The 1,055-nt window shown below is 71.0% G+C and carries 1 protein-coding gene; it reads left to right on the top strand.

Going from position 1 to position 1,055, the window contains the following annotated elements; all coding sequences use genetic code 11:
• Nucleotides 1-6: 6 nt before the first annotated feature.
• The coding region (locus AC5L3Z_RS29485; RefSeq protein WP_494846642.1) for a non-ribosomal peptide synthetase at nt 7-1,055 on the top strand (1,049 nt) is incomplete at its 3' end.

The raw sequence follows: 1,055 nt of genomic DNA, 5'->3' as shown, positions 1-1,055 counted from the left end.
GAGTGCCTGATCGTCGGCGGCGAGGCCTGCCCGCCGGAGCTCGCCGCAGCATGGGCGAAGAACCGACGCATGTTCAATGCGTACGGGCCGACCGAGGCGACCGTGTGCACGACGATCAGCGGGCCGCTTTCCGGCACGGGCGCCCCGCTGATCGGCGGCCCCAACTGGAACGTGCGCGCGTATGTGCTCGATGACCGCTTGGACGTGGTGCCGCCGGGGGTGGCCGGTGAGTTGTACCTGGCCGGTACCGGTCTGGCGCGGGGCTATCTGGGCCGGGCGGGTCTGACCGCGCAGCGGTTCGTGGCGTGTCCGTTCGGGTCGGGTGAGCGGATGTACCGCACCGGGGATCTGGTCCGCTGGCGGGCTAACGGTGAGCTGGAGTACCTGGGCCGGGTCGACGACCAGGTGAAGATCCGCGGTTTCCGGGTCGAACTCGGCGAGATCGAGGCCGTCCTGGCCGCGCAGCCGGGCGTGGCCAGGGCCGTGGTCGTGGTTCGCGAGGACCGACCCGGCGACCGCCGCCTCGTCGGCTACATCATCCCCGAGCCGGGCCGCGACCTGGACCCGGCCGACATCCGCGCCGCCTGCGGACAGGCACTGCCCGGCTACATGGTCCCCGCGGCGATCGTCACCATCGACGCACTCCCGCTGTCGGTCAACGGCAAACTGGACCGCCGGGCGCTGCCCGCACCCGAATACACCGCCGGGCCGGGCCGGGAACCCTCCACCCCGGCCGAAGCCGCCCTGTGCGCCGCGTTCGCCGACGTCCTCGGCATCGACACCGTCAGCGTCGACGACAACTTCTTCGACCTCGGGGGACACTCGCTGCTGGTGACTCAATTGATCAGCCGGGTCCGCTCAGCCCTCGGCGTGGACCTGGACATCCGCGCCGTGTTCGACAACCCCACCGTGGCTCAACTCGCCCGGCTCCTCGACCACACCGGCCATGCCCGCCCACCACTTCGCCCGGCAGACCGACGACCCGACCGGCTGCCGCTGTCCTTCGCCCAGCAACGACTGTGGTTCCTCAACCAAATGGAAGGACCCAGCCCCAC

Source organism: Micromonospora sp. LZ37 (assembly GCF_059359015.1).
The sequence above is the reverse complement of the archived record's forward strand: the minus strand, read 5'-3'. Positions and strand labels throughout refer to the sequence as shown.